Origin of the sequence: Actinomadura meridiana, from assembly GCF_039537545.1 — a bacterium.
Classification (GTDB): Bacteria; Actinomycetota; Actinomycetes; order Streptosporangiales; family Streptosporangiaceae; genus Spirillospora; species Spirillospora meridiana.
Genome location: NZ_BAABAS010000003.1, coordinates 18,204 through 43,510 on the forward strand (window position 1 = coordinate 18,204; position 25,307 = coordinate 43,510).

The following is a 25,307-nucleotide window of genomic DNA, read 5'->3' on the forward strand; positions in this document are numbered from 1 at the left end:
GGGGGCATGCTGCGGCTGTACGACCATCGCACCGGGCGGCCTGAGCCGCTTCCAACTGGACCTGGCCTGCGCGTGCAGATCCTGGACGGCGCCGGGTACCGCATTCCGGTGGTCGCCGACCTGCTGCGCCGCGTCGCCGAACGGGCCCGGGGCCATGTCGCGGTCGCGTGCACGGCGGCGTTCCCCATGGCGGACGACTGGACCGACTACAACATCGCGCCGTTCGAGGTCGTCGACACCCCGCTGGCGGACGCGGACGTCGAGATATCCGAGGGCCGTGCTGACGGGCTGTGTCTGACCGTGCCGCGCGAGACCGGCGACCCTGGGACGGCCGACGCCCTCGTGGTGCGTCTCGCGATGCTGGAGGTCCCCTATCGGGTGCCGCTGGAGTTGTCGGCGGCCAGGCTGGCGGGGGCCGGGGAGCGGCTGGCACGGTGGCGCAGCAATGTCGCGGAGTGGGCGACGGCGCCGGGACGCCCCATGAACCGCGAGTACGCGACGCGGGCCGAGGGCGCGCTGGCCGACGACCTGGACGCGCCGTCCGCGCTCGCCACCCTCGACCGCCTCGCCGACGACGCGGACGTGCCGCCGGGCGCGAAGCTGGAAACGTTCATCCACCTCGACCTGCTGCTGGCGCTCGGTCTCGTCGCGGCGATCGGCAGCGCTTGACCTAGTTCTCCACCTCGGTGAGGACGCCGTCGGCAAGCAGTTCGGCGATCGAACGACCGAACACGTACGCCTTGCCGCCGCCGGGCTGCCCGAACCACGGAACGGCTGTGCCGGTCAGCGCGTCCACGGGCCGTCGCAGGCGGTAGACGTGGTACGGACGGTCCTGCCATTCGCGGGGCAGCGAACGGTACGGATACGGGGTGCGCGCCGTGTACGCCACGTTGCCGTCGGGGTCGCCGTACCGGTCCACTTCTGTTCCCGTGGGCAGTTCCGTCACGTGCCGGTCGCGGAGGAGGGAAAGCGGGGGTTCGCCCTGGAGGGGCTCGAACCGCTCGGCCGGGACTGTGTTGCCCGGTTGGAGAAGGAGCTGTCCGAGAAGGTGCGCGGCTGCCTGCTCGGTGTCGTCGAACGAGATTTCCTTGTGCCGCTCACCGTTTCGCCACTGGAACACCGTCCAGCGGTCCTTTTCTGGGACGAGGCACCAGGCGCCTTCTGCCGTGCCGTCGATGCGGTACGCGGCACGATCCACGCGGAGCTGGTCGAGACGGTGTTGGAGTGTGGTCGTCCAGTCTGGTTGTGGTTCTTCGGGGAGGATGCGTTCGGGGACGTCTCGTCCTGTCACCACGGCGTTGGCGGCGTTCATGGTGTCCTCATCCACCTCGGGCACCTGGAAACCGTTGGCGCGTATGTGCGCGACCAGGTCGGCCTCTGGGGCGACACCATGCTCGCTCAGGTAGTAAGCCACCGCTCCTGACCAGACCCAAGTCCCGTCTGTGTGGAACGTCAACGGGACGGCCTTGCCACGTGACCGATCGAGCCTGTCAGGGGCGTTGGAACGGGCCGCCATCACGATCGGCCCCTCCCGCAGGTACGCGGTGACGCGCTCGACCTCGTCCGGCGGGACGTCCGGGCGCGACACGCCGGGAGGGCCTCCGTCCGGCCCCGCGTGGTCGAAGATGCGGGCCTTGCGCAGCCCGCCGGGCGGCGGAATCGGCTCGTCGGCGACCGTCACGGGCTGCGGACGGGTACCGAGCAGCCGCGTCATCCACTCCGGAACGTCGTCGCGCGGGAACCGCTCCAGCTCGCGCCGCACGTCGGCGGCGGACGGCGCCACGTCCCACCGGGGCTCCTCGTCGTTCGTGAAGCTCGCCTCGCAGCGCACCTGCCCGCCCTCGTAGACGACCTCGACGTCGATACGGGACCAGGTGGAACCCTGGAAGGCGTGCGTCCCGGCGCGGAGCCGGTCGAAGAGGCTCGCGGCGGTGGCGGGCGGCGTCCACGGCGTCACGGCGCCGTCCTCCCGGTGGCACGTCATCGCGGGGAACTCCACCTGCCCGCCGACCGCCTGGTAGTGCCCGGAGACCGTCCGCCACAGTGGCGGTGCGTGGTCGGCGATCACCAGCGTGACCTGGTTCGACAGCAACTCCATCTGCTCGACTGGGTTCAACGGACCGGGGTCGGGCGCGGGGCCACCCTCGGGTTCACGCCCCTCCAGCCGGTCACGCAGCCAGCCCGGCACGTTCGCGCCATCACGCGGCATGACGATCTGGTCGCGCCGCCAGTACTCCACCGGGATCGGCGGATCCCACAGCGGATCGAAGTCGTAGTTGTACAGAGGCCGTGCAGACTCGGGCTCTATGACGGCGACCATCGAAAACCAGGTTCCCTGCTCGGACAGGTAGTGCGCACGGCGCAGGTCCATCAGCAGACCGGTCAGCTCTTGCGGGACGGTCTCGGCCGTGACCGTTTCACCCTCGCCGGTCAGCACGGTCAAAGCGACGTCGTTGACGGCGACGGTCGCGATGCAGTGCAGGTCGATCCGCCGCCACCCGGACGGCGCCGTCCCCCGCGCGAACGCGATGACCCGGCCTTCGATCTCCGCGATGCGATCGTTCTGAACCGTCACGCCGCGAGCCCTCCATGCGTCCGGTCGATGGCACCTTTCCGGCAGGTTAACCGGGATGATCACCATTTGCGGAGTGGCGGTCACCCCAAAGGCCCGAACCGGGTTACCTTCCATGTTGTGTCGACCACCGTTCCAGAGACGCCCGCTCCCGCCGCCTCCGAACCACCCGTCCGGCACGCGTGGCGCCGACGCGCGCTCCTGCTGGTCGGCACCCCCGTTCTCGTCGTCAGTCTGCTGATCGGGGCCGTCGGCAGCATCAGCTGGCACTTCTCAAGTGTCGCGTTGAGGGTCGATCAGTCGATCGACTTTCCGCTCACCATCGAGAACGTCGCCGGGCCCGGCCAGTCCCCGGGCACGGTGACGCTGCCCCGCGACGCGGCGACGGCGCGTCCCGGAACGTGGGCGCTCATCTGGAAGAACGGGCGCGCGCTGCTGGGTCCCGTCGTCGGCGGAAACGACGAGCACGTCGAGCGGAAGGTCACCTCCGTCGTCGAAGGGACGCTGGTGAAGGGCGCCCACGCCGCCATCGACCACTGGGTCTACGACGGCGACCCCAAGAAGGCTCTGGGTCTCGACTTTCAGAACGTCACGTACATGACCCAGGTTGGCCCAATGCCCGCCTGGCTGCTGCCGGGTGCCTCACCCAAGAGGACCTGGGTCATCGCCATCCACGGACGGAACGCCGACAAGGCCGAGACGTTCCGCGCCATGAAGGCCGTCCATGCCCAGGGCCTACCGATGCTGTCCATCGCGTATAGGAACGATGTAGGCGCGCCACCGTCCGACGACGGAAAGAACCATCTCGGCGACACCGAATGGCACGACGTCAACTCTGCCGTGGGCTACGCCCGCGCACATGGAGCGACAGGCGTCGTCCTGTACGGATGGTCGATGGGCGGTGCGATGACCATGAGAGTCCTACCCGGGCTTACGTCGTTCGTACGCGGCGTCGTCCTCGACTCCCCCGTCATGGACTGGAACGCCACCCTGAACAAGCAGGGCGACGAACGCCACCTGCCGCGTTTCCTCACCGGCACCGCCAAGACCGTCCTGGAGCAGCGCATCGGAATAGACCTGTCCGACTACGACCAACGCCGGTACGCGCCCGAACTGAGCACACCGGTGCTCCTGTTCACCACCAACGACGACGAGACCGTCGCCAACGGCCCCTCTTACACCTTCGCTAGGACGGCCCCACCGGGCATGGTCACCCACGTCCGCACAGCGGGCGGCCACACCGAAGCGTGGAACGTGAACCCACCCGCCTACGAGAACAACCTCGGCACCTTCCTCAAGAAGGTCGCCTGACCTCCAGCAGCGTCTTACCGACCGTGGCCCGCGACTCGATGGCCCGATGCGCGTCGGCCGCCCCGTCCAACGGGAAACGCTGCCCGATCACCGGCCTCAACCGCCCGGCCGCCGCCTCCGCAAGGGCGCTCTGGGTGAACTCCCGCAACGTCTCCGGGGTCGCCTGCGGCCGCACCAGCGTCACGCCCCGCTCGGCCGCCTCCGCCTCCGGAACGGCGGCCCACTCACCACTGGCCAGCCCGAAACTGACCATCCGCCCACCCGGCCTGAGCAGCGTGAACGCCTCCCGCGCCACTTCGCCGCCGACACCGTCGAACACCACGTCAACGCCACCCACGGCACCGGCCCAGCCGGGCTCGCGGTAGTCGACGGCCTCGTCCGCACCCAACCCCACCGGCACCTTCAGCTTCCGCTCCCCACCGGCCGCCGCGACGACCACGGCACCCGCCGCCTTCGCCAACTGGACGAGCAACGTCCCGACCCCACCGGCCGCGGCCTCCACCAACACCCGCTCCCCCGGACGCGGCTTCACGGCGCGCAGCATCATCGTCGCCGTCCGCCCGTCCGCGAGCAGCGCCACCGCGTCGTCGAGCGCCAGACCGTCCGGCACCTCGAACAGCCCGCTGGCGTCCACGGCTGCCAGCTCCGCGTACCCACCCGTCCCGCCGGTGCTACTCACGACCCGGCGTCCGACCAGCCGCGCATCGACACCCGGCCCGACCGCCGCCACCACACCACCGACCCCATTGCCGGGAATGACTGGCAGCTCCCACCGCACCGGAGCCGGACCGGTGCCCGACCGCAGCTGCGTCTCCACGAACGTGATGTTGACAAACTCGACCGCGACGAGCGCCTGCCCGTCCCCCGGCACCGGATCCGGAGCCTCCCCAACGGCCAACACTCCCGGCCCGCCAAACTCCTTCAACCACACAGCACGCACGAAAATCCCTCCCATCACGTCCTTCACCAGCAGCGTGCTACCTCAAGCGCAGTGCAGGTCAATCCGTTCCGAACGAATCTCTTTTCTCGCCACACCGGCCTCTGTAAGCTTCTGCGCGTATTCCGCCCCGTAGTCAGCTGCCAGGGATAGCGATGCGCGCCCGGTTGGTCAGTACCCCCGCCGCAGGGTTCGTCCTGACCGTCTGCCTGGTCGCCGGGTGCGGCACGTCCGGCTCGTCCTCCAGCGGCGAACTGGCCCCCAACGGCTCCCTCAACGACGACGTCCCCGCCGCCACGCCCGCCGCCGCCCCACCGTCCGGCATCCCACCAGAGCAGCTCTACAAAACGGTCCTCGACCGCTACCGCGCCTACCAGGCCGCCTACAAGAAGGCCTACGAGACCAACGACCCCGCCGAGCTCCCCGCCGTCACCATGGACCCCCTCCTGAGCCAGGTCTCCAACGACCTCGAAGCGACCAAGGCCAAGGGCGAAATCTGGCGTTTCACCAACACGCTCAACCCCCGCGTCTACGCCCGCGCCAAGGACAGCACGAAGATCTACGTCATCGACTGCGTCCGCACCCTCGCCGCCTACCGCTACTCCGCGAAAACCGGCAAACGGACGGGTTCGGTTCCCGGCGGGGCCTTCGTGTACCGGGCCACGGTCCAGTACGACTCCGGCACCTGGAAGGTCGCCGCGACTGTTCGGGATCGCCCATGCTGACGAGCAGCAGGGAAGGACACTCGATGTCTCCTCACACTCCCACCGGACGCCGCGTCGCCACCGCCGCGATCACGGCGACAGCACTGATGACGCCCTTGGTGGCGGCCGTTCCCGCGCAGGCCGCGCCCTGCCACCTGACGAACCCGAGAACGGGAACCTGCAATGTCACGTCCCACAAACCCGGGAAGGGCGGCGGCGGAGGTGGAAACGGCGGCGGCGGCGCCAGCGGCCCCATCCTCCCTCCACCCCCGGAGGGCCTGACCGCCAACGAGGCACAGGGCTTCGTCTCGGTGCCCGGCGGCGCGGCACCGCTCGGCGCCGCACCCGCCAGCACGGCCGATCTGGTCGCCACCGCCCGCGCGGCGACCGCTTTCCCCGTGCCGATCGTGCACACGGCCCCAGCGGACAAGACCTATGTGGGGCTGCGGACGTCTCTGTGGGTCGAAGGCTTCGGCAATGTGCAGACGGAACCGATCGAGGGGGACGGGCAACTCGTCCAACTCGTGGCGACACCCAAGTCCGTGACCTGGGATCTCGGCGAGAAGAAGATCACGTGCGAGGACGGGGGCAGCAAGAACGGCAAGACCTGCACCTATCGCTACGCGCGATCGTCCGCCTCACAACCCGGCGGATCGTACAAGATCACCGCGACCATCACATGGGACGTCAGCTGGACGTGCAGAGGCGCCGGATGCGACGCGCAGGAAGGCGATCTCGATCCCAACACCGTGTCGTCCGCGCCGACACCGTTCATCGTCGGTGAGATCCAGACGAACACTGGCCAGTGATAGCGCGCGAGCATCGACTGCCCGGATTCGTCGAACTGGCGGAACTCGGGACGGGGTCGCAAGGCGAGGTCGTGCTCGCGCGACACGAATCAGGTGGCCCGCCTGTGGCGATCAAGTACCTCGCCGCGGAGCTGCTCGGCGACACAACAGCGCGCAACACTTTCCGGGACGAGGCACAGCTCCTCAAACGCGTGGTCGATCCGCACGTCGCGCGGCTGCTGGACTACCGGGAGTCCCCCTGGGGTGCGGCGATCATCTTGGAGGCGGTGCCCGGACGCCCGCTCCGCAAGATGCTGGACGAACACGACGGGCCACTCGCACCAGAGGCCGCTCTCGCGACGTTGAAAGGCTCACTGCTCGGCCTGGCCGCGGCCCACGCAGTCGGGGTAGTGCATCGCGACTACAAGCCTGGAAACGTCCTCGTCCAGGACGACGGGCAGAGCAAACTCATCGACTTCGGCATCGCCGTCCTCATCGGACAGGGCGGCCAAGCCGGAACTCCCGCCTACATGTCACCCGAGCAGTGGACCGGCGAGCCCGCCACCCCCGCCACCGACCTGTACGCGGCCACCTGCGTCTTCGTCGAATCCATCACGGGCCGAAAGCCGTTCCAAGGGTCGACACTGGACGAGTTGAGAACCGCGCACACCGAACGTCCTGTGCCATTGGACCAGGTGCCCGAGCACCTGCACCCATTAGTCAGACGTGGGCTGGCCAAACGCCCGTCCGATCGCGTGTGGAACGCCTTCGAATTCGTCAACGAACTAGAGGCCATCGCCGTCCAGAACTACGGACCCAATTGGGAGCGACGGGGTCTCATCGCACTCGGCGCCGTCGCCGCGACAGTCGCGACCGCGATCCCGCTGGCAACGTTGGGAAGCGCACTCCTGACACCCGGCACCTCGGGCCTGGCCCACACCGGCATGTCGGCGTCAAAGGGCTTCCTGACCAAGATCGGTGGAGCCAAGGGAGCGGTCAGCATCGGGGCCGTGGGAGCAGGCGCCGTGATCGCTGGCTGGTTCTTCTGGCCAGGCCCGAGCGTCGGCGGGACGAGTCACGCCGGTGTCCACTCGTACTTCAAGAAACCCGGTGTCCTCCTCAGCCAGGCCAATATGCCCGCCGCCGAGACCCCGTACATCGACCTCAAGTACACGCTCAGACCAGCCAAAGCGAAGGTCGGGACAGAGGTTCGCCTCATCGAACAGTTCCACGCACGCACACCGGAAGGCGTCTACTACCCGCCGGGCGGCGGACGCCAATGCTTCGGCCAGGGAACGAAGTCACCGAAGACCCACTTCTACAAGTGGAGCATCGGCCTCGACGATGCTTCCAAGCACGGCGAGAAACTCGGCTTCTACCGGATGCCTCCGCTCAAGCGGAAGGACATTCCTCAGAAGACGACGAACGCGATCACGCTCCCCGTTTCGGGCGACACCACCGGCGAGCGTCAGCCATTCGTCCAGGCCGAGTGCGCCACCATGAGCAGCTGGACGACGACGTACAGGATCGTCCTCCCAGATCACGACCTGCTGCCACCGGGCAAATACCTGGTGACCCCGCGCGTGCCCATGAAGATCACGACCACCTTGCGCGAACAGACCGCGATCCCACCAGAATCAGCAGGCGCCACCATCAACGGCACCCTGCCCGTACTTGAGGTGCTGGACGGCTGAGCCCCTGCTCACGCGGCCGGATCGCGAAGCAGCGCCCAGACGGCTTTCCCACCGCCGCCGAGCGGCTGGGCACCCCACTCCTTGACGAGCGCCCCCAACATGGCGAGCCCCCGTCCTTCCTCACTCAGCGGACCGGCCGTCCCGACAGCGGGTATCGCATCGGACGAGTCGAGCACCTCAACGACCGCCCCCTGATCCGCCTCGACGATCCGCACGGTCACCTCCACGCTGTCGGTGTGCTGGAGAACATTCGTCACCAGCTCCGACACCACGACCTTCGCGACATAGGCTTCCCGCCCCAGCCTCTCCAGAACACCCTCCACCCAGTCCCGTGCCACCTTCACGGACTCGCCCTCCACCGGAACGACGATCATCGCGGGGACCTGCATAAACGATCACCTCCTGAATTCTCGTTACTCCCCGCAGGTCTACGGCCTTCTGCAACACGAGGACTACATCAGAGCACTACTATCCGGTGAAGAGGCGGTCACCGCACGCATGCGCCGACAGTCGATCCTGAGCGGCGACAACCCACCCACCCTGTGCGTGGTCCTTGACGAGAGCGTCCTGCATCGGGCTGTCCGGGGGACCCGAAGTGATGCGGACCCAGTGTGAACGCCTCCTGGCCATGTCTGAATTGGAGCACGTGAACCTCCAGATCGCGCCCATCGCCTACTACCCCGGCGTGCACGCACCCTTCACGTTGGCTACCCAGGACAACGGTGACGAGGTCGTCCACATGGCCAACCTCAACGGTGGGCACACGTCCAGGGACCCCGCCGATACGCTCTACGCAAGCAAGGCTTTTGCCACCCTTCAAGCGAATGCCCTTACGGTGGCAGAATCCCGGACTCTCATTCGAAAGGTTCTGAAGGAACGATGGAGCTGACCTGGCGAAGGTCTAGCCACAGCGACAACCTCGGCGGCAACTGCGTGGAGGTGGCAACGCTGACCAAGAGCGTCCACGTGCGGGACTCCAAGGACCCAGACGGACCCAAGCTCCTTCTCGACCCGACCGCCTTCCGTGCCCTCCTGACCCATCTCAAGCAGCAATAGCCCCCGGCAAGCCGCAGAGCCCCGGTCTACCAGCCGGGGCTCCCTCACGTCCGCATCAGGACACGCAAGCCGACCAGACAACACACTGCCGCGTACGTCACGTACTTGACGTACTTGACGTACGTGCGCGACACTGGGAGGCGAGTTCGATGGGAGGTACTGCCATGGCCGCCGTTCACTATGACAGCTACACCGAGGCCCGGGGGCACCTCAAGGCGCTCCTGGACGCAGCCGAGAGAGGGCATGTGGCCACGGTGCGTCGCGATTCAGCCACGACAGCACTCGTTGACGTTGAGAGGCTGCGACACTACCTCGCGATGGTCACTCCCTCTCGCGCTCAGGTGGTCTCGGAAGGCGGTGGCTGGTCGATCTTCATCCCCGGGTTGCCCGTAGCCGCAGACGGCGCGACCTTCGACGAGGCGGTCTTGGAGATGGCCGATGCGCTCCGCGAGTACGCGGAAGACTGGCAGGATCATCTGCTTGATGCGCCTAACCATCGGGAAAACTGGGGGCTGGTCCAGTTGATCAGCCTCAGCGACGATGACCAGTTGCGTGAGTGGTTGGTGGGACAGACTCGGTGACCTGGCCCCAGCCCACCCGCCAAGACCATGATCGTTTCTGCCGCACTGAAGGCTGGCAACCTGTACGTGACGCCCGTGGGAGAACCGGCACCCACCATGTCACCTATGAACTGGGGCTTCTTGATGGCCGAATCCTGAGGACGCGGATCTCCCATCCAGTCGATCGAAGCACCTACGGCGCCGCCATCTGGAGTCACATTCTCCGCGATCAACTGTTGGTGGGCGAGGATGCCTTCTGGTCCTGCGTCAAGGACGGTGTTGTACCCGATCGCGGGATGCCCGAGCCGCCCGCAGAGGCACTGCCCGCCGACCTCGTCCACCTGTTGATCACGCGGGTGGGACTCGACGAGGCCGAAGTGGCGGCCATGAACAAGCAAGACGCCGTCGCGAGGCTGCAAAGGTACTGGACCGAAGGCGCCTAGCTGCTCGTCTTCGGGACGACGACCCTCACCAAGAGTGGCGGCTTCCGCATCGAAGGCTGTTGTCGACTCGGCAGAGGACTCTGTCGATCAGCTGGGGGTCTGCGTGATGGCTCTTGGGCGGGCGTTGCCCGGGAACTGGTCGGGGGCCTTGTCTTTCATCTGGTGGCCGAGGTATGGACGCGAACCTATGTGTCGCGCGACCACGTCCTGAAGCACGGACTGTTCCGGACCATCGCGACACCATGGCAGGCGGTCCAGGGCATCGAGATCAAGGCGTTCCCCAGATACCGGTTCGTGGTGATCTACGATTTTGAGGGCCGAAGAATTTATCGACCTCACCTGATCTCCAACGAGGTCGACGACGACAAAGAGGTTCGCGTCCTCCGCGAGATCCGGGAGAAGCGACGGGGCCCCCGCTGGAAGCCGATCCCCGAGATAGCCGCCAAGATCTCGCCTCAGGAGTAGTCGGGCTGCATGGAGCCGGTGGCCGACCGGGCAACACGACGCGGTCTACTCTGGTGATGTGGCTGAGGTCTGGAGCAGAGATCGACTCATCGCCGAAGGCTTCGGGCCCGTCCTTTTCGAGCCGGACTGGTGGGACGGCATACGCGGGGGTCTTGCTGAGGTCGATGGCATCGTGCACTACTTCGAGAGCCTCAACTATGTCGACCTGGTTGATGAAGTCGAGTACCACGTGTGGCCCGCGAGCGATGACGCTGTGACGATGGAGCGAGAGCAATGCGCGATCTACCGGCGCTATGAAGCCGGGCTGATCAAGCATCCAGGGTACGGAGGGGTCGACGCGCGGTATGACGAACTGACGTCGTTACTCGCACCACACCGTGAGGTGCCGGACGACGCTCGGCAGTTCCTGGCCGAGTGGCGGTCCGGCCCGGCTGCCCCCGACCCACGCGACGGGTTCGCCACGTGGGTCCGGTGGAAGGCGAGCAGATAAGCCAGCCACGTACGCGACAGGCCGCCTTCCGGTGACGCGGTGTTCGCTGGCTTAGGAGTCGAGTACGGCGGCGGTGGCTTCGATCTCTACGAGCTGGCCGTCGTAGCCGAGCACGGTGACGCCCATCAGCGTGGAGGGCACGTCGTGGTCGCCGAACGCGGTCCGGACGACCCCCCACGCCGTCACCAGGTCCTCCCGCCGGTGGGGAGGCGACGAGAACGCGGGTGCTGATGACATCGTGCAGGGACGCGCCGGAGTCCGCCAGCGCGGTCCGCATGTTCTCCACGGCCTTGGCCGCCTGCCCCGCGACGTCTCCGATCGCCGCGGTGGAGCCGTCCTCATTCAGCGGGCATGCTCCGGCCAGGAAGATCAGCCGCGACTCGGCCGGGGCCGTGGCCGCGTAGGCGTACTCAGCGATATCGGACAGGGACGCGGAGCGAATCAACGTGACGGCACTCGGCACGGGCTTCCTTTCGCGGTAGATCCGGGACGCTCACGACCCTCCCAAAGATCGACTCCGTGTTCGACGCATTTTTGTGTCCGCCGACTCCTGCGATGGGCCGCTGTCGTAGGCGTGCTGGATCCCCGGGTTGCCCAGCGCGGGGAACGGCTCGGCCTTCGGCGACGCGGTTGGAGAGGTGGGGGCGGAGCCTTCTGGTCTTGGGGCGAGGACGGTAAATGGTGGTCTGGTGACAAAGGCGGGCGGGGCGATGCTGAGCGTTGGGTGGTGGGGTCGTCGGGCAGCAAAAGTGTCTTGGTTCGTTGGTCGGCGGTTTTTGGCTGCACAGTGATGGTGGCGATGATCACCTGCGCTTCCGTCTGATGCGCTGAAGATGTGAGCGTTTATGGCGAAAACGATGACGAAACCATCCTTCTCATGATTGGCTGACTGCTGCTCGGTCTGGGGACGGCGTGGCACATCGGCCTCTTTGGACGATCACGCCGTGTTCCGTGTCGTGAGGTCGGGATCGGCATTCTTCAGGGGGGCGCGGCTCCGGGGGGATGCCGACCTGGGGTGCGAGGTGCGGTCGTCGCCGGCACGGTCGACGCGGATCGTCCACAGCCGAGCGGAAGACGCCACAAGGCCGCTCCCCCTGTACACGGTCAAACAAAAGAGAGAGTTGTGATGAAGAAGCTCCTGGTAATCCCCGCCATGGCCGCCGCGCTCACGGTCAGCGTGAGCGCCTGTGGAGACTCGGATGACGGGCCCGGCCCGGCGCCGGTGGCCGGAGCCAGCACCTCGGCGAATCCCGACGGGGGCGGCACGATCACCGGCAATGGTGGTGGCGGCGGCTCCATGAACGGGGGCGGCGGCACCAACGGGAGTGAGCTCACTGATGCGCAGAAGAAGTCGCTGATGAAGGTCGTGGAGTGCATGCGGCAGAAGGGCTATGACATGCCGGAGCCCACGTCGCCCGTCATCCGGCCGAAAAACGCCAACAGCCTGGACGCCGACAAGCTCAACAAGGACTCTCAGGAGTGCGCGACTCAGGCCGCAGGGTAGCCACGTTCCGCGTTCGCCGTATCGGCTGACAGAGCCCCGGCTTTCCGGCCGGGGCTCCGTTGTATCTCGGTGTGGTCGTCGATTCTCTCCGGGCGATTTCGCGCCAGTGAATCTTGCTGCCGCGCTTGGGCTCGCGTGCAGCGTGGAGTGTCGTGTTGTTTGTTCTGTCTCCTGACCAGCGTACTTTTGATGATCTTGATCGAAGGGATTGCACGGGCGGCTGGGACAGTCATCGTTTACTCTTCGGGCCGTTAGAAGCGCTACTAGGATTGACCTATGTCAGAGAATTTTCCACCGCAGGGTGCATATCCCGGGGGCGGTCAGAGCCATTTTCCGCAGGGGCCCGGGGGGCCTCCGCCGGGGGGACCCTGGCCTGGGCAGGCGCCGCCGGGGCCCCAGCCAGTGCCGCCGCAAGGTGGGGGTCCCTGGCAGCCTTCGCCGCATCAGGGCGGTCCGTATCCCGGGCCCCCGCCGAACCCGGGGATGGGGCCTCCCGGGCCGCCGTTCGGGGTGCCGCCGGGGCCGCCCGCGAAGCGACGTAAGCGGAAATGGCCGTGGGTTCTCGTCGCCGTCGTGGTCTTAGGGGCGGTTGTCGCCAGGGTCGGAGTGTTCGTCCTGATGGGCCGTGGTTACAACGGGCCCCACCAGGTGGCCGCGGGCGTGCCAACGCCCGGTGCCGGGTCGCCGAAGTGGGACGTGCCGAGCCACCGCTGGGCGGGCTTCAACGAAGACTGGAGAGTGCCGCAGGAGGACGAAGTCCCCCACATCTACGGCATGACCTCCGATGGGCAACGGGCGTTCACCCTGCGTAAGAATTTCAACGGTCCGCTCGGGAATGCGGAGAAGGGCCCCAACGGGGAGATGACCGCCTTCGACGGGGCGACCGGCAAGCGGCTCTGGCGGAAGATGGTTCCCTGGCTCATCAACTCGTCACCGGTGGGAGGCAACGGAATCGTCGTCGTGGCGGGCGGCAAGACCGACGACACCGCTCTCGATGTGCAGCCCGCCGTGTACACCGCCCTCGACTCGGCGACCGGGGCCCAGCGGTGGCAGGTCAAGGTGAAGGCGCGGAAGAACTATCCGCAGATCCACGCTCGCGTGAAAGAGGCTCCTGGTGTCTTCTACAAGGGCGTGTTCTACTACGGCGACGGCGCGAAGATAGTCGGCGTGGATCCGGCGACCGGTCGTGTCCGCTATCAGACGGTGGGCAAGAAGAAGGTCATCGTCGCCGGGCCCATCGTGGCCGGGGGACGCATCGTCGTGGTCACCAAGGAGCCCACCAACTACAGGGAAATAGGCTCGCAAGTCCAGACGGCATGGGCGTTCACTCCCGAGCTGAAGGCTCCGGTCTCGTGGGACTTCCCCCGGCTGGAGAAGGTGGACACGATCATGTCCAGTGGCGACATCGTCGTCAGCCTGGGCTACGAGAAGATGTGGGCGACGGACGTCCGCACCGGTCGCGGTCTGTGGGTCAAGGGCCTGCCCGACACCCTGGTGGAGGTCTCCGGCGTGCTGGGCACGGTCATCGTCGCGCAGGACATGCGGGTCAACGACAACAAGAAGTTCCTCGGTTACGACCTCCTCAGCGGAAACCAGCTCTGGCTCACGAACTCACGCGGGTGGAACGACGAGTTCAAGACGGACACCTACAAGGTCGGCATCGTGGACGGAACGTTGATCGCACAGGGACACGGGATCAACATCCTTGACGCGACCAACGGCAAGAAGATCTTCACCCAGGAGACCAACCGTGGAGGTGGGCTGGTCGCCGCGGCGGCCGGGCACATCGTCATCTACAACCACGACGGGATCAGCGCCTACAAGTGATGCGGCCCGCCCGCGACCGGCCCGTGGGACGGCTGGTCGCGGGCGGTGGGGCCTGGTCTGAGGGGGCGGGCGCCGCCGCATCGTCCGGGTGGGGGTTGGGGGGCGCTGGTAAGATCTCGGCCGATGAGTGGGCGGTAGGGGTGACGAGCCCAGGTCCCCGCCCCGGGTGTGGCGCGGCCGAGCCCCGGTCGGCGCAGGATTGATGTCCGCCCGCACGTCCACAGTTAGGGTCCCGGTGTTGCTCTCCCCTCTGGTCGGTCGCCTTCCCACGGTGCGTGGGGTGATGGGTGTGGTCAGGGGTAACCGGCTCTTCTGCGTGGTGCTGCTGGCCGGGGTCGTTCTGCGGGTCATCACGATGCTGGGGTTCCGGGGCGTGCTGTGGTTCAACGACAGTTACGACTTCCTGCGAATCGCTAACGATCCGTTTCCGCATCCGCTGCGACCATCTGGTTACGGGTTGTTTCTGTGGGTGCTGAAGCCGTTCCACAGTCTGGCGTTGGTGACGGCGCTGCATCACGCGGCGATCGTCGGGATGGCGGTGGTCGGGTACCGGATGCTGGTGCGCGACTTCGACGTGCGGCGGGCGTGGGCGGCGGTGGCCGTCGCGCCGGTTCTGCTGGACGCCTACCAGATCGAGCTTGAGCAACTGCTTCTGTCGGACACACTGTTCACTGTTCTGGCGCTCGGCGCGATGCTCCTACTGGCGAAGCCAGGGGCGACGGGGTGGCAGCGGGCCGCGCTGGTCGGGGCGTTGCTCGGGGTGGCGTCGGTCACGCGGACGGTCGGGGTGCCGCTGTTCCTCATCGCCGTGCTGTATCTGCTGGTGCGGCGGACGCGGTGGCCCGTGTACGTGGCTCTCGCGGTGACGTTCGTCCTGCCCGTGGGGGCGTACGCGACGTGGTTCCAGCAGGAGAATGGCCGGTTCGCGATGACCGGGGTGGACGGCATCTTCCTGTGGGGGCGGACGGCCGCGTTCGCCGACTGCGACTCCTTCAAGCCGCCCCCCGACCTGGCCAGGTTGTGCCCGCATGGGCCGAAGAACCATCGGCCGTCCTCGTCCCACCAGATCTGGCAGGAGGGGTCGCCGACCGGGTGGTCCAACGGTGAGGCGTTCGACGCGAAGACGAACGCGGACGCGCAGCGGTTCGCGTTGTGGGCGATCCGGAACCAACCGCTCGACTATGCGCGGGTCGTGTCGTACGACTTCTTCGTCCGGACGTTCTCGTGGCACCGCAGCCGGTATCCGACCGTGGGTACAGAGGCTCGGTATCACTTCCCGACTCGGCCCACTGCGCAGAAGCCTGAACTGCCCGTGCTCGGTGGGGGTGACAGGCGGACGGTTGTACGTGAATACGCGCACGGCACGGGACGCACTCACATCGTGGGTCCGTTCGCCGGTGTCATGCGCGGTTACCAGGAGCATGTGAGCGTGCCCGGCACGGTGTTGGGGGTCGTTCTGCTGGCCGGGGCCGCCGGGATCGTTTGGCGGCGTGCGCGTGCGCGGACGGCGCTGTTCTGGACGACCGGCGTGATGCTGCTGGCGATTCCGCCCGTCACGGTGGATTTCGACTACCGCTACATGCTGCCCGCGTTGCCATTCGCGTGTTTCGCGGCGGCTATGGCGTGGGGGCGCCGGATCCCGTCCGACCGGAAGGCGGCGCCAGTCGAGGACGTCCCGGACGGGAAAGAACCGCAGCCCGCCTCGGCGAACTGAGTACGAACGCGGATACCGCCAGGTGGCGGCTGCGTCGATCATGGCCGTATGCGACGGATCGTGATCGTGCTGGCCGGGCTGCTGGTGACGGGGTGCATGCCGAGCGTCTCGGCCGAGGATCGGGCCACCGATGACGCGCGGGACAACGCGCGCAAGGTGGGCCAGCGTCTCGACTCGGCCCGGGTTTGGCCCGCCCAGGACGTGGCGCACCGCGCGGCAGACCTTGATGGGGTGGAGGTCATGCGCTTCAGCGGACGCACGACCGTGGGAGATGGGGTGCGGGTCGTCGTCCGGGTGGCCGGGACGGCGGTGGAAGACGGGTGGTCCGGCGAGCGGGTCAGCGTGAAGCGGTGTTTCGAATTGCGGATCGCGACGAGCATCGGCTGGGACGACATCAAGCCGTCCGACGTGACCTGCCCTTCCGGGAGCCCCCTGACGTTCAAGCCTTGGCCGAAGACACCGGATATCCCGTATGAACGACTTGAGAAGGCGCTTCCGCACGTTCCGGCCAAGGGCAGGGCGGACGAGACCAAGATTCGTGCGGTCGTCGCGTCACTGCGTCTAGACCCGGCCATCCGGAGCGAGTTCAGGACTGAGGGCGCCAAGGTGGGCCTGGCTCTGTGGGTCAAGCCGTATCTGTCGGAGGCGCTCGACTGCGTTCTGGCGCGGGTGGAGCCGGGCAGGACGACCGTGTGGGTGCCGTCCACGATCCAGCGCATGCCCGGCGAGGGCGGGTGCACGGTGGTCAACGCCCTGCATCCGATGGCGCCGCCGCACTAGGACGGGCCGAGGCGGGCGGCGGCGACCTTCTTCGGGACGACCATGCGCCACGCCTCCATGACCAGTTCGCGCATTTCCGGTTCGTCGAGCGCCGCCGTCCGGGCCTCAACCCAGTTGAAACGCAGGTCGGATTCGCGTGGAAGGACGAATTTCTCCGGTTCCGATTCGATGAGGGCGGCGCGTTCCTCCTTGGGAAAGGCGAACCCCATCATGGTCTCGTCCTGGGAGAATGCGACGTAGACGATCGAGCCGACGCGGAACTTCACCCGGTCCCTGATCAGGTGCTCGGACGTGCGCGGAAGCGTCCGCGTGAGCTCCCGCACCTGGTCAACAGTGATCACCGTGTCCTCCTGTGGCCGTGTTCGCGTGGCCGCCGGTCCGTCCGGTTCAAGCATCACACATTGCATGATCTTGATAGATTTCCGTGACGAGGGGGCGGTAGTGAACGAACTGGTGCGCTGGCAGACCGAGCACGGGACCGTCATCGTGGAGACCGACGACCGGGAACCCGGATTCCGGTCGGTGTCCCGGGGAAACGGGATCATCCACGACGCCGCCGAACGGTTCGAGGACGCCTTTCAGAACGTTCGGAACGCGGCGGAGTCGGCGCTGGCGGCGCTGCGCGGCGGTGAGCTGAACCCGGACGCGGTGGAGCTGGAGTTCGGCGTCAAGCTGAACGCCGCCGCCGGGGCCGTCATCGCCAAGACGTCCATCGAGGGGCAGCTCAAGGTCAAGCTGGTCTGGGGACGGCCAGGAATCGAGGCGGCCCCGGAGGAGGGGTAGCCGGGTGGACGGCTGGCAGTGGCGCGCCTGGGTCGGTCCGCCGGAGGGCGGCAAGCTGGGTGCCGCGTTCCTCGTCACCCCGACACGGCTGCTGACGTGCGCGCACACCGTCCAGGGGCTGGACGAGGCGCGAATCGGGTTCCCGGGGCTCAGCGAGGGTCTGCCCGCGCGGGTCGTCCGGTGCGGCGACTGGCGGCGGGAGGGCGACATGGGGGACATCGCCGTCCTCGAACTGCGCGAGCCGGTTCCGTACGCGCCCGCACGGCTAGCCGCGCCCGACGAGTTGCACGAGTATTCCTCGCGTGGTCGGACGTTCGGTGTGTGTGGCTTTCCCAGGCGGTTCGACGAGAACGAGCGGCACGCGACCGTGACGACGTCCCCGTCCCGCGTGATGCGGCAGGAGTGGCTGGAAATCAGGACCGCGCGGGGCGAGTGGCTTGAAGAGGGTTACAGCGGTTCCGCCGTGTACGACACGGCTACCGGTGAGGTCATCGGCATGGTGACGAACGCCGAACTCCGGGATGGCGACCGTGCGGAACTCGGCTGGATGCTCCCCCTCACCAACATCCGGAAGTACTGGGAGGAGCTGGACGACCTGCTGCCACTGCGGTGGGCGTCCGCGGAAGCACGACGCGAGCTGCGGGAACTTCTGGACGGCGTGCGCTTCACCGAACCGATCGGCGCCGACCTGGAACGGGCCGTCGGCCGTCCGGTCTCCGCCGGTTTCCGGTCTGTTTGGGCGTCTGTGCGGTATGTCGCCGAAGGGTTGGCGGAGGAGCGGCTCGTCCGGTATCTGGCGACGCTCGGGCGGCATCTGCCGGAGGAGCGGCGGCAGCGGCTCGCCGGATGGTCGGCGCGGCGGATGCCCGCCGCGGCGCCCGGAACATCCGGAACGTCTGGGCCCGCGCCCGCGTCGGTGATCGTGCGGTTGGAGCGGGTGACGTTCGACAACGCCTTCGACGTCACCGTGCACACCTGGATCGACGGCGCCGAGGGACCGTCCCGGCCGACGATGCGGGTGCCGGAGCGGCGGGTGCGGACGGTGGTCGAGGAGGGCGTCTCCGCGATGGTGTCCACCCTGTACGCGCGGGACTGGATGATCGAGTTCGCGGTGCCGGAGAGCTGGCTCGGCAAGCCGTTCGAGCAGTGGTACCTCGACGCCCGCAACAAGATCCGGATGCGGCAGCGTCCCGTCGTGGTGCGGGACGTGGACCGGCTGCGCCCCGACTCGATCCGCCGCGACCAGGCCCACCACCGCTGGCGGCTGCTGAACGCGCGCGGGCGCAGCGAACCGCGTCCGATTCCGTGCGACGAGCCGCGCAGAGGGAGCGAATTTCAGGACTGGTTGGAGGCGCACGTCGATTTCTGCGTGCTCGTGTACGGGTCGCGTCCGGTCAAGAGCCGGTTGACGGCCGCGCTGAACAACGGCATCCCCGTCATGCTGTGGGCGCGTACTCCGTGCGAGGGGCCGTCCCACGACGACTGCCGTGGACACCACGTCCTTGACGCGCTGACCGCCGCCGTGGACGAGACCCACCCCGGCGACCTCCCCCGAGTAGCGCTCGCCTTGCGTAAAGAAGCGCTGCTTGCTCCCAAAGACAAACCGCATTGCGGACGCGACCTGACTCTGCTGTGGGACGATCCGTCCCGGCTTCCCGATCCCCCGCTCGCCATGGAGGTTTAGGTGCCCGACTGGCTGCTCTACACAGGGAGCCGTCGCCCACACGACGGCATCACACGGCTTCCTCCACCGCCGCCTTGGCGCGCGTTCGACGGCGAGCCCGCCTTGCACTCCCCGGAGGGTTCTTCGGGTAACGAGCACCAGGCGACGACGTACCGGCCGTCGGACGACGCCGTACAGCAGGTGAACGCAGCGTTGTATCTGCGTCGTCCGCTGCTGGTGACGGGGCCTCCCGGTACGGGGAAGTCCACGCTCGCCTACGCGGTGGCCCACGAACTGGGGCTCGGACCCGTCCTGCACTGGCCCATCACCAGCCGGACGACCCTGCGCGACGGCCTCTACCAGTACGACCCGCTGACCCGCCTCTACGCGGCCGGACGGGACGACGCGCCCGCCGACGAGGACATCGGCCGATATATCCGGCTCGGGCCGCTCGGTACCGCGCTGCTCCCCTATGAACGGCCGCGCGTCCTGCTGGTGGACGAGATCGACAAGAGCGACATCGACCTGCCCAACGACCTGCTCACGATCTTCGAGAAGGGCGAGTACGAGCTGCCGGAGCTGACCCGGCGTGCCGATCCGTCCGCCGACGTCATGACCGCCGACGGGCCCGGCTCCCGCGTCACCGTCACCGCCGGGACGGTGCGCTGCCGCGCGTTCCCGCTGGTCGTGCTGACCAGCAACGGCGAACGGGAGTTCCCGCCCGCGTTCCTGCGGCGCTGCGTCACCGTCGAGCTGCGGCAGCCGTCCGGCGAGGCGGAGCTGGCGGCGATCGTCCGGGAGCATCTGGGGACTCTCGCCGACGAGAGTGACGACCTGGTGCGCCGGTTCTTCGAGCGCTCCTCGGCGGGCACCCTCGCGACCGACCAGCTCCTCAACGCCGTCTTCCTGTGCCGTCACGCCGACGCCCACGACCGCCGGGCCCTGGCCGACCGCGTCATGCCGTACCTGTCGGAGCCCATTGATGACGATTGACCGCCTCCGCGAGGCGCTGTCGGCCATCGGCCCGCCGCCGGACGCCCGGGAACTCAGCGAGATGCTGTGGCTCGCCTGCCACATCTCCCCTCCCGAGCGGCAAGAGCCCTCTCACCCGCCGGATGTGCCGAGAACCGTCGAGGAACCCGCAGAGCCCACCACCCCCGGGCCGCCCGCCCCCGCCGTTCCGTCGCCACCGTCCGCGCCGCTCACCCGTGTTCATCCGCATCGCGGACCCACCGATGCGCCGGTCGGCGAAGCGTCCGAGGTGCTCCTGCCCACGGCGCCGATGCTCGCGGACCCGCTCGGCGTGCAGCGGGCGCTGCGTCCGTTGAAGCGGCGCGTCCCGTCCAGGCACCGTTTCGAACTGGACGAGGACGCGACGGCCGCCCGCATCGCCGACACCCGGATGTGGACGCCGGTCCTCGTCCCGGCGGCCGAACGCTGGCTGACGCTGAGCCTGGTCGTCGACACGGGCCCGACGATGCGGCTCTGGCAACCACTGGCCCGCGAACTCGCCGAGGTCCTGCTGCGCCAGGGGGCATTTCAGGACGTTCACCTCAGCCATCTCGACACCACGGGCCGCGTCTTCTCGGCCCCCGGCGCCCCGCTCCAGGACCCCGGCACGCTTCTGGACGCGTCCGGACGGCACGCCGTGCTCGTCCTGTCCGACTGCTCGGGCCCGCACTGGTGGGACGGACGCGCCGCGCAAGCTGTCCGCCGCTGGGCGCGCACCGGGCCGACCGCGATCCTGCAACCCCTCGCCGAACGTCTGTGGCGACGCACCGCCGCGCCCGCCGTCCCCGGCCTCGCCGCCCTGCCCCGCCCGGCCGCCCCGAACACCGACCTGCGCTTCACCCCCTACGACGGCCCGGAGGGGAACGGCCTGCCCGTCCCCGTCCTGGAGGTCGCGCCCCGCTGGTTCGGCACGTGGGCCCGGCTCGTGTCGGCCTCCGGGCCCCAGCCCACCGCCGTCGCCACGTTCCCCGCGCACCCGTCCGGGACGGCGCCGCTGCGCCGCGAACGCGAACTGCCGATCGCCGAGCGCGTCCGCCGGTTCCTCACCACGGCCTCCCCGGACGCCGCCGAACTCGCCGCGCACGTCGCGGTGTCCGTCCCGTCCCTGCCGGTGATGCGGCTGATCCAACACCGCATCCTCGGCGGTTCTGGCCCGGGCCAGCTCGCCGAGGTGCTGCTGAGCGGCCTGCTGCGCCCCGTCGGCGGCGTCCGCTACGAATTCGTGCCGGGTGCCCGCGAGGCCCTCCTGGACACACTCCCGCGCCCCGAGGCACTGCACACGCGCAGCGTCCTCGAAGCGGTCTCCGCCGAGATCGAACGCCGCGCGGGCACGTCCGCCGACCGCTTCCGCGCCCTCCTCCCCACCGACGGCGGCCCGATCACCCTCACCACCGACACCGACCACTTCGCCCTCCTCACCCCCAAAACCCGCTCCCACCTCGCCCCAAGCCCGCCGCTCCCCACTCTCGACCTCTTGCCCCTCCTCGGCGCACCAGTCGAAGAACTGCTCGGGGACAACTGGAGCCACGGTCCCCCACGGCCTGTCCCCCTCGGCGTGGACGGCAATGGCGAAACGGTCTGGCTCGACGTCCTTGGCAGCGCCGGGGACGCACAACACGGCACGATTCTCGGTTCGGCTCCCGCGCGTCACGAAATGCTCAAGACCCTCATACTCAGCCTTGCCGTAAGCCACTCGCCGAACAGGGTCGCTTTCGCTCTGTTCAACTGCTCCGACTTTTACGAGAGCCAGCCCCAGGTCGGTTTGGATCGCCTCCCCCACACGGTGGTCAAGGATCCGATGGAGCTCGTGTCCGACTCCGGCACGATGTCGAGGCTCACGAACGAACTGTGGCGGCGCGCGGCCACGCTCCGCGAGGCTGGTGTACGGACCTGGGGCGACTACCAAAAGGCCATCGCCGACGGACGGGAACTCAGCCCACTCCCCGCCCTGGTCATCATCCTGGGAATGGACGGCCGGTCCACCAAAGTAGACCTTGGCCTGAAAGACCGTGTTACCCAGCTGAGCTCCGAGGCCTCCGGCCAAGGCATCATCTTCATCTTCTATCTCAAGGAGACGCCCGCGGAAATCGAGCATCTCGATGATCCCAGCGGGTGGGAGGTCCATTTCACCGGTTCATCGGACGGCGCCCATGCCACCCTCCGAACGAGACGGAGAACGACTCGCTTCCGCCCTGTGCGGATCGACTCCGAAGCCACCGACTGGCTGCTTCTCCAGATGAGTGACCGCGAGCCATCCGCCGTCATGCCCGAACTGGAGCCCGTCACAGCGTCGAACATCGACGTGCTCATGTTGAACGGCTCCGGTACCAGTGGGATGTTCGAAGGAACGTGGGCGCAGCCCACATCGACGCCTCGCCACCCCGCGATCGGGTACAGCCGCGATGGAAACGTCGTCACCCTCGACTCGCTCGACGTTTCGGCCGAGATCTCGCACGGCCTGATCGCGGGCGAGACCGAGGCGCGCCAGCGGATCGTCCGAGCCATCACCCTCGCGGTGGCCGCGGTCTACTCACCCCCAGATGTCACCTTCGCCTTCGCTGGCCTGGGCGAGCACCCGCTCGGCGAACCCCTCGATCTGCCGCACGTCCGCTACTCCGAAGAAGAACTGCTCGGACGGCCGGACGCGCTCCAGCAATTCATCGAGTACTTCTCGAACTCTCGCGTCAACGTCAAGTCGCCTGAGAGCCTGCCACGACTCCTGATCGTGGTGGACATCTCGCTGACGTTCCCGTCCAGCAGACGCGAGGTGGGCGAGATGCTCCTCTCACTGGCCCAACGCGGAAAGTCTCGCGGCATTCAGCTCATCCTCACCTCGTCGATGGTGGAGAACACCACGATGTGGAACCGGTTCCTGCCGTACCTCGACTGGCGCATCGCGGCAGGCGGCCTGGCACCCGCCGAACTACAACGCGTCCTCAAACGGGCGAGCCTGCCATTCCCGGACAGCCGGACGGCGTACCTGCTCGCCAAAGGCGACGCGCCACGCCGCTTCAGCGTCACGCACGCACCTCCGGACGCGGTCATCAACGACTTCGTCCACCGAACCAACGAAAGCCAGACGACAAGGACGGAAAACGCGTCCACTGCCCTTCCGCTCGACGAGAACGTCGAAGACGAGGCAGAGGCCGTAACCGCCCTGTCGCCGGTGGATCGTCACGTGTTCATCCAAGGCTCGGACCGGAACGAAATGGTCAGAACGGCGCACATGTATGGGCGGATGCTCCAGACCCTAGGGGCGGTGGCCAATGGGAACGTGCACGAGGTGCCCCGGTATCGGGACACGGTCGGTCGCGCTCCAGACCTCGCGACGCAGCTTCACAGCTTGTTCCGAAGAAGTCGCGGCGGTGTGCTCCTCTTCGATCTGAACGAGCTTGCCCACGATCTCGACGATGGTCTCGACCCACAGCTGCCCGGAGTGATCCGCAGGTTGATGGAAGAGCACGGCGACGACCCCGTCGTCGTCTTCTGCGGAGATGCCGATCGCCTGCTCGCCCTCCGCGAGAGCGACCCTTTCTTCGCGACACGGTTCCGGACGATCGTAGATTTCGGGGAGACGCCATCGCCATCGGAGCCCAGCGCCGACACCAGCGGGGCCGACCCGCCCACGAGCGCGCATGTCGGCCAGTCGCCCGCGGTCACGGACGCGCGCATCCCGATCGGGTTCGAGAGCGGCACCCGTGAGAGGGTGTTCGCCGACTTCGGCACCGATCGGCACCTGCTGATATCGGGGCCGCACGGCACGGGAAAAAGGTTCGTGACGCGCATGATCATCGAGCAGCTGGCCGCGCGCCCCGACCCCGACCACGGCGCCAAAGCGCTCATCTACGTCCTCGACGGGCAGGGCAATCTGTGCAAGCCATCTCGCGTCGAACTCTGGGAGCGGTTGGGCATCCACCACTCCTCTTCCCCCGACGACTTCGGACAGCTGCTGAACAAGGCGATCCAGAACGCCAAAGTTCGCGAGTTCGACGACACGAGACCTGAGGTCTACCTTTTCGTCGCCGACCGACGCCGTTTCCTCTCTCAGGACCCTCTGGCGCAGATCCTTCCGGAGTTGAGGACGCTCCACGAACACGGCCTGCACCTCATCCTGACACGGAGGCTGATCTCCTTTGGCGACCCGCCCGACCCCGTGGTGGCCGCCATGCGCGAGTTCGGCACCCCGGTCCTGCTCACCAGCGAGGCGTCCGGACAAGAGGTGGACCTGTGGGACGTGCCGCCTTCGCTGCGAGGTGCACTACCAGAGGGCCTTGCTCTGTTGGCACACCCCGGACGTCGGCGGTACATCCGGCTGCTGGGGCCCGCCGACTATATTGGATCGGATGGTCCATAACGTGTTACGGTGCGGGGATGGCGCGGCCGAGGAAGTTCGAGGAGGAGCGGGCGGTGGAGGCCGCCATGCGGGCGTTCTGGGCGGACGGGTACGAGGCGACCTCGACGCAGGCGTTGTGCGAGGCGACGGGGCTTGGGCGCAGCAGCATCTACAACACGTTCCGGAGCAAGCACGACCTGTTCAAGAAGGCGCTGACCCGGTACATGGACGTCAAGACGGCCAACATCATCGAGGTCCTGGCGGACGGTTCGCGGCCGGTGCGGGAGCGGCTGCGGACGGTCCTGGGCTGGGCCGCCGAACCCGGGGCCGATGATCCGGCCGGGTGTCTGGTCGTCAACGCGATGGTGGAGTTGGCGCCGCGCGACGCGGTGACCGCCGAGCGGCTCGGCAAGGATCAGGCGCGGCGGCTGGACGCGCTGGTGGCCGCCATCGAGGAAGGCGTGCGCGCCGGGGAGATCGAGCCGGGCAGGGACGCGCGAGCGCTGGCGCACTACGTCATCTCGACCGTTAGCGGCATGCGCGTCGCGGCGCGTGGGGGTGCCGACCGGCGGACGCTGACCTCGATCGCCGACACGGCCATGCAGGCCATCTGAGGCATGACATCGCTCGACCTCGTCCAGCCATGACCCTATTTTGGACTGATCAATACAA

General features: G+C 67.8%; 25 protein-coding genes and 1 pseudogene. 21 read left to right on the forward strand and 5 right to left on the reverse strand.

The window, feature by feature from the left end:
* The first annotated feature begins 6 nt into the window (after nucleotides 1-6).
* Nucleotides 7-669 carry a hypothetical protein gene (locus tag ABD808_RS01680; protein ID WP_344888454.1) on the forward strand — a complete coding sequence of 221 codons (663 nt, stop codon included), beginning with the start codon at nucleotides 7-9 and terminating at the stop codon, nucleotides 667-669.
* Nucleotide 670: 1 nt separating this feature from the next.
* On the opposite strand, the gene ABD808_RS01685 is transcribed toward ABD808_RS01680, so the two are convergent.
* On the reverse strand, nucleotides 671-2,575 hold the full coding sequence (locus tag ABD808_RS01685) for a TNT domain-containing protein (protein ID WP_344888457.1): 1,905 nt from the start codon (nucleotides 2,573-2,575) through the stop codon (nucleotides 671-673).
* 117 nt (nucleotides 2,576-2,692) lie between these two features.
* Between ABD808_RS01685 and ABD808_RS01690 the strand changes: the two genes are divergently transcribed.
* Complete coding sequence (locus tag ABD808_RS01690; RefSeq protein ID WP_344888460.1) at nucleotides 2,693-3,883, forward strand: alpha/beta hydrolase family protein; 1,191 nt, start codon at nucleotides 2,693-2,695, stop codon at nucleotides 3,881-3,883.
* Here ABD808_RS01690 and ABD808_RS01695 read toward each other — a convergent pair.
* Entirely contained in the window at nucleotides 3,867-4,784 is a 918-nt protein-coding gene (locus tag ABD808_RS01695; protein ID WP_344889543.1) for a zinc-binding dehydrogenase, read from the reverse strand. The two genes, ABD808_RS01690 and ABD808_RS01695, sit on opposite strands and share 17 nt — an antisense overlap.
* A gap of 191 nt (nucleotides 4,785-4,975) precedes the next feature.
* On the opposite strand from ABD808_RS01695, the gene ABD808_RS01700 reads away from it, so the two are divergent.
* The 3 genes from ABD808_RS01700 to ABD808_RS01710 are packed head-to-tail and all read left to right on the forward strand — an operon-like array spanning nucleotide 4,976 to nucleotide 8,006.
* Nucleotides 4,976-5,545 (forward strand): hypothetical protein, encoded by a 570-nt coding sequence (locus ABD808_RS01700; protein ID WP_344888463.1) that lies wholly within the window; start codon nucleotides 4,976-4,978, stop codon nucleotides 5,543-5,545.
* Between the two features lie 23 nt (nucleotides 5,546-5,568).
* The gene (locus ABD808_RS01705; RefSeq protein ID WP_344888466.1) at nucleotides 5,569-6,333 is read left to right on the forward strand and encodes a hypothetical protein; all 765 of its coding nucleotides are present in this window, start codon (nucleotides 5,569-5,571) and stop codon (nucleotides 6,331-6,333) included.
* Nucleotides 6,330-8,006: a serine/threonine-protein kinase gene (locus tag ABD808_RS01710; protein ID WP_344888469.1), complete on the forward strand. Its 1,677-nt coding sequence runs from the start codon at nucleotides 6,330-6,332 to the stop codon at nucleotides 8,004-8,006. Before ABD808_RS01705 ends, ABD808_RS01710 begins: the two co-directional genes overlap by 4 nt.
* A gap of 8 nt (nucleotides 8,007-8,014) precedes the next feature.
* On the opposite strand, the gene ABD808_RS01715 is transcribed toward ABD808_RS01710, so the two are convergent.
* Nucleotides 8,015-8,395, reverse strand: a complete 381-nt coding sequence (locus ABD808_RS01715) for an ATP-binding protein (RefSeq protein WP_344888472.1) — start codon at nucleotides 8,393-8,395, stop codon at nucleotides 8,015-8,017.
* A gap of 49 nt (nucleotides 8,396-8,444) precedes the next feature.
* On the opposite strand from ABD808_RS01715, the gene ABD808_RS38420 reads away from it, so the two are divergent.
* The 7 genes from ABD808_RS38420 (at nucleotide 8,445) to ABD808_RS01745 (ending at nucleotide 11,020) form a co-directional block, all read left to right on the forward strand.
* Complete coding sequence (locus ABD808_RS38420) at nucleotides 8,445-8,621, forward strand: Scr1 family TA system antitoxin-like transcriptional regulator (RefSeq protein WP_425548881.1); 177 nt, start codon at nucleotides 8,445-8,447, stop codon at nucleotides 8,619-8,621.
* 13 nt (nucleotides 8,622-8,634) lie between these two features.
* The gene (locus ABD808_RS01720; RefSeq protein ID WP_425548873.1) at nucleotides 8,635-8,895 is read left to right on the forward strand and encodes a Scr1 family TA system antitoxin-like transcriptional regulator; all 261 of its coding nucleotides are present in this window, start codon (nucleotides 8,635-8,637) and stop codon (nucleotides 8,893-8,895) included.
* Complete coding sequence (locus tag ABD808_RS01725; RefSeq protein ID WP_344888478.1) at nucleotides 8,886-9,062, forward strand: DUF397 domain-containing protein; 177 nt, start codon at nucleotides 8,886-8,888, stop codon at nucleotides 9,060-9,062. The genes ABD808_RS01720 and ABD808_RS01725 overlap by 10 nt, the downstream gene beginning before the upstream one ends.
* Nucleotides 9,063-9,226: 164 nt before the next feature.
* Nucleotides 9,227-9,643, forward strand: coding sequence for a prevent-host-death protein (locus tag ABD808_RS01730; protein WP_344888481.1), 417 nt, complete (start codon nucleotides 9,227-9,229; stop codon nucleotides 9,641-9,643).
* Nucleotides 9,640-10,065: a cytotoxic translational repressor of toxin-antitoxin stability system gene (locus ABD808_RS01735; RefSeq protein ID WP_344888484.1), complete on the forward strand. Its 426-nt coding sequence runs from the start codon at nucleotides 9,640-9,642 to the stop codon at nucleotides 10,063-10,065. The genes ABD808_RS01730 and ABD808_RS01735 overlap by 4 nt, the downstream gene beginning before the upstream one ends.
* A 162-nt stretch (nucleotides 10,066-10,227) precedes the next feature.
* Nucleotides 10,228-10,530 (forward strand): hypothetical protein, encoded by a 303-nt coding sequence (locus tag ABD808_RS01740; RefSeq protein ID WP_344888487.1) that lies wholly within the window; start codon nucleotides 10,228-10,230, stop codon nucleotides 10,528-10,530.
* A 58-nt stretch (nucleotides 10,531-10,588) separates the two neighbouring features.
* On the forward strand, nucleotides 10,589-11,020 hold the full coding sequence (locus ABD808_RS01745; protein ID WP_344888490.1) for a hypothetical protein: 432 nt from the start codon (nucleotides 10,589-10,591) through the stop codon (nucleotides 11,018-11,020).
* 51 nt (nucleotides 11,021-11,071) lie between these two features.
* Here ABD808_RS01745 and ABD808_RS01750 read toward each other — a convergent pair.
* Nucleotides 11,072-11,483 (reverse strand): annotated as a pseudogene (locus ABD808_RS01750) (RidA family protein).
* 663 nt (nucleotides 11,484-12,146) lie between these two features.
* Here ABD808_RS01750 and ABD808_RS01755 point away from each other — a divergent pair.
* The 4 genes from ABD808_RS01755 to ABD808_RS01770 all read left to right on the forward strand — a co-directional run bounded on the left by ABD808_RS01755 (nucleotide 12,147) and on the right by ABD808_RS01770 (nucleotide 16,845).
* Complete coding sequence (locus ABD808_RS01755) at nucleotides 12,147-12,524, forward strand: hypothetical protein (RefSeq protein WP_344888493.1); 378 nt, start codon at nucleotides 12,147-12,149, stop codon at nucleotides 12,522-12,524.
* A gap of 660 nt (nucleotides 12,525-13,184) precedes the next feature.
* Nucleotides 13,185-14,351, forward strand: coding sequence for an outer membrane protein assembly factor BamB family protein (locus ABD808_RS01760; RefSeq protein ID WP_344888496.1), 1,167 nt, complete (start codon nucleotides 13,185-13,187; stop codon nucleotides 14,349-14,351).
* Between the two features lie 283 nt (nucleotides 14,352-14,634).
* The gene (locus ABD808_RS01765) at nucleotides 14,635-16,065 is read left to right on the forward strand and encodes a hypothetical protein (protein ID WP_344888499.1); all 1,431 of its coding nucleotides are present in this window, start codon (nucleotides 14,635-14,637) and stop codon (nucleotides 16,063-16,065) included.
* Between the two features lie 48 nt (nucleotides 16,066-16,113).
* The gene (locus ABD808_RS01770; protein WP_344888502.1) at nucleotides 16,114-16,845 is read left to right on the forward strand and encodes a hypothetical protein; all 732 of its coding nucleotides are present in this window, start codon (nucleotides 16,114-16,116) and stop codon (nucleotides 16,843-16,845) included.
* On the opposite strand, the gene ABD808_RS01775 is transcribed toward ABD808_RS01770, so the two are convergent.
* A complete protein-coding gene (locus ABD808_RS01775; protein ID WP_344888505.1) occupies nucleotides 16,842-17,186 on the reverse strand; it encodes an MmcQ/YjbR family DNA-binding protein in 345 nt (114 codons plus the stop codon). The genes ABD808_RS01770 and ABD808_RS01775 overlap by 4 nt on opposite strands.
* 100 nt (nucleotides 17,187-17,286) lie before the next feature.
* On the opposite strand from ABD808_RS01775, the gene ABD808_RS01780 reads away from it, so the two are divergent.
* Genes ABD808_RS01780 through ABD808_RS01800 form a run of 5 tightly spaced genes read left to right on the forward strand, consistent with a single transcriptional unit; the run spans nucleotide 17,287 to nucleotide 25,249 of the window.
* On the forward strand, nucleotides 17,287-17,628 hold the full coding sequence (locus ABD808_RS01780) for a CU044_2847 family protein (RefSeq protein ID WP_344888508.1): 342 nt from the start codon (nucleotides 17,287-17,289) through the stop codon (nucleotides 17,626-17,628).
* Between the two features lie 4 nt (nucleotides 17,629-17,632).
* A complete protein-coding gene (locus ABD808_RS01785; protein WP_344888511.1) occupies nucleotides 17,633-19,312 on the forward strand; it encodes a VMAP-C domain-containing protein in 1,680 nt (559 codons plus the stop codon).
* Complete coding sequence (locus ABD808_RS01790; protein ID WP_344888514.1) at nucleotides 19,313-20,284, forward strand: AAA family ATPase; 972 nt, start codon at nucleotides 19,313-19,315, stop codon at nucleotides 20,282-20,284.
* Nucleotides 20,274-24,656, forward strand: coding sequence for an SAV_2336 N-terminal domain-related protein (locus ABD808_RS01795; protein ID WP_344888517.1), 4,383 nt, complete (start codon nucleotides 20,274-20,276; stop codon nucleotides 24,654-24,656). The genes ABD808_RS01790 and ABD808_RS01795 overlap by 11 nt, the downstream gene beginning before the upstream one ends.
* Nucleotides 24,657-24,673: 17 nt before the next feature.
* Entirely contained in the window at nucleotides 24,674-25,249 is a 576-nt protein-coding gene (locus ABD808_RS01800; protein WP_344888519.1) for a TetR/AcrR family transcriptional regulator, read from the forward strand.
* Nucleotides 25,250-25,307 lie beyond the last annotated feature (58 nt).

Excerpts from the sequence above, each read along its gene's own strand:
- ABD808_RS01680 (WP_344888454.1), top strand. The coding sequence starts at position 7 with ATGCTGCGGCTGTACGACCATCGCACCGGGCGGCCTGAGCCGCTTCCA.
- ABD808_RS01700 (WP_344888463.1), top strand. The coding sequence starts at position 4,976 with ATGCGCGCCCGGTTGGTCAGTACCCCCGCCGCAGGGTTCGTCCTGACC.
- ABD808_RS01705 (WP_344888466.1), top strand. The coding sequence starts at position 5,569 with ATGTCTCCTCACACTCCCACCGGACGCCGCGTCGCCACCGCCGCGATC.
- ABD808_RS01715 (WP_344888472.1), bottom strand. The coding sequence starts at position 8,395 with ATGCAGGTCCCCGCGATGATCGTCGTTCCGGTGGAGGGCGAGTCCGTG.
- ABD808_RS01720 (WP_425548873.1), top strand. The coding sequence starts at position 8,635 with ATGTCTGAATTGGAGCACGTGAACCTCCAGATCGCGCCCATCGCCTAC.
- ABD808_RS01725 (WP_344888478.1), top strand. The coding sequence starts at position 8,886 with ATGGAGCTGACCTGGCGAAGGTCTAGCCACAGCGACAACCTCGGCGGC.
- ABD808_RS01730 (WP_344888481.1), top strand. The coding sequence starts at position 9,227 with ATGGCCGCCGTTCACTATGACAGCTACACCGAGGCCCGGGGGCACCTC.
- ABD808_RS01755 (WP_344888493.1), top strand. The coding sequence starts at position 12,147 with ATGAAGAAGCTCCTGGTAATCCCCGCCATGGCCGCCGCGCTCACGGTC.
- ABD808_RS01765 (WP_344888499.1), top strand. The coding sequence starts at position 14,635 with ATGGGTGTGGTCAGGGGTAACCGGCTCTTCTGCGTGGTGCTGCTGGCC.
- ABD808_RS01770 (WP_344888502.1), top strand. The coding sequence starts at position 16,114 with ATGCGACGGATCGTGATCGTGCTGGCCGGGCTGCTGGTGACGGGGTGC.
- ABD808_RS01795 (WP_344888517.1), top strand. The coding sequence starts at position 20,274 with ATGACGATTGACCGCCTCCGCGAGGCGCTGTCGGCCATCGGCCCGCCG.
- ABD808_RS01800 (WP_344888519.1), top strand. The coding sequence starts at position 24,674 with ATGGCGCGGCCGAGGAAGTTCGAGGAGGAGCGGGCGGTGGAGGCCGCC.